At 66.3% G+C, this 3,940-nt stretch carries 6 protein-coding genes; 4 read left to right on the top strand and 2 right to left on the bottom strand.

Annotated elements, in window-relative coordinates:
• The 4 genes from AC1VAN_RS14240 to AC1VAN_RS14225 all read left to right on the top strand — a co-directional run.
• A partial coding sequence (locus tag AC1VAN_RS14240; protein WP_480986031.1) for an SPFH domain-containing protein occupies positions 1-355 on the top strand: 355 nt, incomplete at its 5' end.
• Between the two features lie 67 nt (positions 356-422).
• A complete protein-coding gene (locus tag AC1VAN_RS14235; protein WP_025877042.1) occupies positions 423-608 on the top strand; it encodes a DUF2065 domain-containing protein in 186 nt (61 codons plus the stop codon).
• A 294-nt stretch (positions 609-902) separates the two neighbouring features.
• Complete coding sequence (locus tag AC1VAN_RS14230; RefSeq protein WP_480986030.1) at positions 903-2,195, top strand: adenylosuccinate synthase; 1,293 nt, start codon at positions 903-905, stop codon at positions 2,193-2,195.
• Between the two features lie 144 nt (positions 2,196-2,339).
• Entirely contained in the window at positions 2,340-2,996 is a 657-nt protein-coding gene (locus tag AC1VAN_RS14225; protein ID WP_442251902.1) for a hypothetical protein, read from the top strand.
• Positions 2,997-3,026: 30 nt separating this feature from the next.
• Here the strand turns inward: AC1VAN_RS14225 and AC1VAN_RS14220 are convergent, their stop codons facing one another.
• Both AC1VAN_RS14220 and AC1VAN_RS14215 read right to left on the bottom strand, forming a co-directional pair.
• Positions 3,027-3,683, bottom strand: coding sequence for a M23 family metallopeptidase (locus AC1VAN_RS14220; protein ID WP_442251903.1), 657 nt, complete (start codon positions 3,681-3,683; stop codon positions 3,027-3,029).
• A 4-nt stretch (positions 3,684-3,687) separates the two neighbouring features.
• On the bottom strand, positions 3,688-3,940 hold a 253-nt coding region (locus AC1VAN_RS14215), incomplete at its 5' end, for a L,D-transpeptidase (protein WP_480986029.1).

Below are 3,940 nucleotides of genomic sequence, written 5' to 3'. Positions count from 1 at the left end.
GCCCACCGACAGCCAGGTGATCAATGACGTGTACGAGCGCATGCGCGCCCAGCGCAAGCAGGAAGCCGCCAAGCTGCGCGCCGAGGGCGAGGAGCAGTCGCTGACCATCCGCGCCCAGGCCGACCGTGACAGCACCGTGCTGATCGCAGAAGCCGAACGCGATGCCCAGCGCCTGCGTGGTGAAGGCGATGCCGAGGCCGCACGCATCTACGGCAAGGCCGGTTCGGCTGACCCGTCGTTCTACGCGTTCTACCGCAGCCTCGAGGCCTACCGTGGCTCGATGACCGACGGCAACGGCGTGATCGTGCTGGACAAGAACGACCCGTTCCTGCAGTACCTCAAGAACGATCGCTGAGTCCGCACGGCAGTACCTCACGGGGCCCGGCCATACGCCGGGCCTCGTGCTTTTCCGGAGTTCCCCCATGAAAGATCTGTTCGCCGCCGTCTGTCTGGTCGCGGTGCTGGAAGGCCTGTTGCTGTTCGTGGCCCCCGTGGCCTGGAAGCGCATGGCCGAACGCCTGCTGGACCTGCCCAGCCCGGCCCTGCGCAGCTTCGGTGGCCTGGTCCTGCTGGCCGGGTTGAGCCTGCTGTGGTGGGTACGGCATTAGAAGGGTAGTGCCGGACGCTGGCCGGCAACCTGGGACTGCCGGCCAGCGGCCGGCACTACCGGGGCGGGGTGGCTGACCGGCTGGTGAAGCCGTCCGTCGGAAAGGTGGCACCGGACCCCGGAAACCCGGATAATGCACAAAAGCCGGACGGGCCTCCCCGTTCGGCTTTTTCCGTGTCTGGGCCTTCCATCGCCGGCCGCTCCCCGTTTGGAGCCGCCACCCAAGCGCTGGCCAGCCCCGCTGCGGTTTACCCGTCCGCGGCCCCGATGGCCGCAACAAATAGAGGAACCCGTCATGGGTCAGTCTGTCGTAGTGCTTGGTGCCCAGTGGGGCGATGAAGGCAAGGGCAAGATCGTCGATCTGCTCACTGAGGAAATCGGCGCCGTCGTGCGCTTCCAGGGCGGCCACAATGCCGGCCACACCCTGGTCATCAACGGCAAGAAGACCGTCCTGCACCTGATCCCGTCGGGCATCCTGCGTGACGATGCGCTGTGCCTGATCGGCAACGGCGTGGTGATCTCGCCGGCCGCGCTGCAGAAGGAAATCGCCGAGCTGGAAACCTCCGGAGTGGAAGTGCGTTCGCGCCTSAAGATCWSCCCGGCCRCGCCGYTGATCATGCCGTACCACATCGCCCTGGACCAGGCGCGCGAACGCGCTGCCGGCGGCAAGGCGATCGGCACCACCGGTCGTGGCATCGGCCCGGCCTACGAAGACAAGGTGGCGCGTCGCGGCATCCGCATCGCCGACCTGCATTATCCGAAGCAGCTGGAAGAACTCCTGCGCACCGCGCTGGATTACCACAACTTCGTGCTGACCAAGTACCTGAACACCGACGCGGTCGATTTCCAGAAGACCTTCGACGAGGCGCTGGCCTTCGGCGAGTACGTGCAGCCGATGAAGTCGGACGTTGCCGGCATCCTGCATGACCTGCGCAAGCAGGGTAAGCGCGTGCTGTTCGAAGGTGCGCAGGGCGCGCTGCTGGACATCGACCACGGTACCTACCCGTACGTCACCAGCTCCAACACCACCGTCGGTGGTGCGCTGGCCGGTGCCGGCGTCGGCGCCGATGCGATCGACTACGTGCTGGGCATTGCCAAGGCCTACGCGACCCGCGTTGGCGGCGGCCCGTTCCCGACCGAGCTGGACGATGAAATCGGTCAGGGCATCCGCGACCGCGGCGCCGAATACGGTGCCTCGACCGGCCGCCCGCGTCGCTGTGGCTGGATGGACATCGTCGCGCTGAAGCGCGCCGTGGCCATCAACGGCATCAGCGGCCTGTGCATCACCAAGCTGGAYGTGCTGGACGGCATGGAAAAGCTGAAGGTCTGCATCGCCTATGAATACAACGGCAAGCGTACCGAGTACGCGCCGCTGGACGCGCAGGGCTGGGAAGAGTGCACCCCGGTGTACCTGGAGTTCCCGGGCTGGACCGAAAACACCCACGGCATCACCAACTGGGACGACCTGCCGCCGGCCGCACGCGCCTACCTGCGTTCGCTGGAAGAGCTGGCCGGCTGCCCGATCAGCATCGTCTCCACCGGCCCGGACCGCGACCACACCATGGTCCTGCAGGATCCGTTCGCCTGAGCGATGCGGCGATGCCAGACGCTGCCTGGCAACGCTGCCGCACCGGTAGCGCCGGGCCATGCCCGGCGTCGCTGAAAGAAGAAGCCCCGCGAAAGCGGGGCTTTTTCGTTAGTGTGTACGCAATGCAAGCAGGGAAGCGGATCGATGACCGGCGATGTCAGCGCGAAAGGGACGCGGGTGCTGCGGATCACCCTGTGGGTGTTCTGGGGCCTGTGGGCAGTCGCCTGTGTGGTGTTGGCGGTGGGTGCCGTGGCCAACCACCTGGCGTCACGCACGCAGACCCTGCCGCTGGTGCTGAGCCCCGGTGCGAGCGCGGAGATCACGGTCTACCGCTTCATTGATGATCGCCTGCGGTTGCGGCTGCGTTACCCGCCCAACGCCGCCGACCCGGCCCTCGACTCCGACGTGCTGATGCGTGTCGACACCCCCAACGAGCATGCGGACTTCCGTGCGGGCGTGCGTTCTGGCCCAGCCGGGACGGATGTTGTGCGCAGGCTGGAAACCGTTGAAACGGCTGTTTTTACCGCCGCGTACTTCGGCTATGGCCGCGGTGATGCATTGCCCCGTGGCCGCTCCTGGCTGCGGGTGACCGTGCTGGAAGTGGAGCCGGCGCTGGCCGGCAGGCCAGCAACGATCGAAGTGCAGCCGCCGTTGGATCTTCTGAAACTGACCGACCTGGACTACCTCTGGTTGTGGCCGTTCTTCTTCTGGAAACTGGCAGCGCTGTTGCTGCTGGTTCCAGGCATCGCACTGGTGATCTTCACCATCGCGCTGCGCAGGCAGCGTCCACGCGCTGCCTAGCCGCCACGACCAGACCGTGCGGGTTGCGACTTAATCCCCTCCGTCCCCTTTTTTCAGCAATGGATAGGGATTGATCGACTCGCCCTTCCACCATTGCTTCTCCGGGCCCAGCACGTGCACTTCGAAATGCAGGTGCGGGGCTTCGGGGTTGGCGTTGCCGGTGCTGCCGACGTAGCCGATCACGTCGCCGCGCTTGATGGTCTGCTTTTCGGCCAGGCCGTCGGCGTAGCGCTGCAGGTGCGCGTAGTAGTAGCACCAGCGGCCGCTGGGTTCGAACTGATAGATGGTCAGGCCGCCACGCTCGCTGTCGAACAGCTTCTCGACATGGCCATCGGCCACCGCCAGTACCGGTGTGCCGGCAGCAGCCATGATGTCGATCGCATCGTGCACGCGGCCTTCGCTGCGTGCGTCGGTGAAGGTGTCCTGCAGTTGCGAGGGCGTGATGCCCTGTACCGGCAGCAGCAGGCCGGAGGGTGTGTCGCCCGTTGCTGCTGGGGCGGGCGCAGCGATTGCCGTTGTCGCCTGCTCCACGGGTACGGCACGGGCGCTGTCGGCTGCAGCGGAGGTCTGCGCCACTTCAAGGGGGCGGGCACCCGTGTCATCGGACGGCTCGCCATCACGCTGCAACCACCATCCGGCTGCCACGCCCATCACCAGCCCCAGTACGATCAGTTGCGCTAGTCGCATCGGCTCACTCCTGCATGACGACCGGTACCGACGTATCCACGGCTGCAGCCACGCGCAGCACATCCCAGTTGGTCATGCGCACGCAGCCGTGCGATTCGGTCTTGCCGACATGGCCGGGCACCGGCGTACCGTGCAGGCCGTAATGGGGTTTGGACAGGTCGATCCAGACCCGGCCGACCGGATTGTTCGGGCCGGGCGGAATCGTGGCCTTGCGATCGCCCTTCCTGGCATCCCAGAACAGCTTCGGGTTGTAGTGG

Source organism: Stenotrophomonas sp. 05L44_2 (genome assembly GCF_056665995.1).
Note: the sequence above shows the minus strand (reverse complement) of the source record. Positions and strands in the feature narration are given on the sequence as shown.

Bases quoted from the DNA above. Each gene is read 5' to 3' on its own strand.
- AC1VAN_RS14235 (WP_025877042.1), top strand. From the start codon at position 423: ATGAAAGATCTGTTCGCCGCCGTCTGTCTGGTCGCGGTGCTGGAAGGC.
- AC1VAN_RS14225 (WP_442251902.1), top strand. From the start codon at position 2,340: ATGACCGGCGATGTCAGCGCGAAAGGGACGCGGGTGCTGCGGATCACC.
- AC1VAN_RS14220 (WP_442251903.1), bottom strand. From the start codon at position 3,683: ATGCGACTAGCGCAACTGATCGTACTGGGGCTGGTGATGGGCGTGGCA.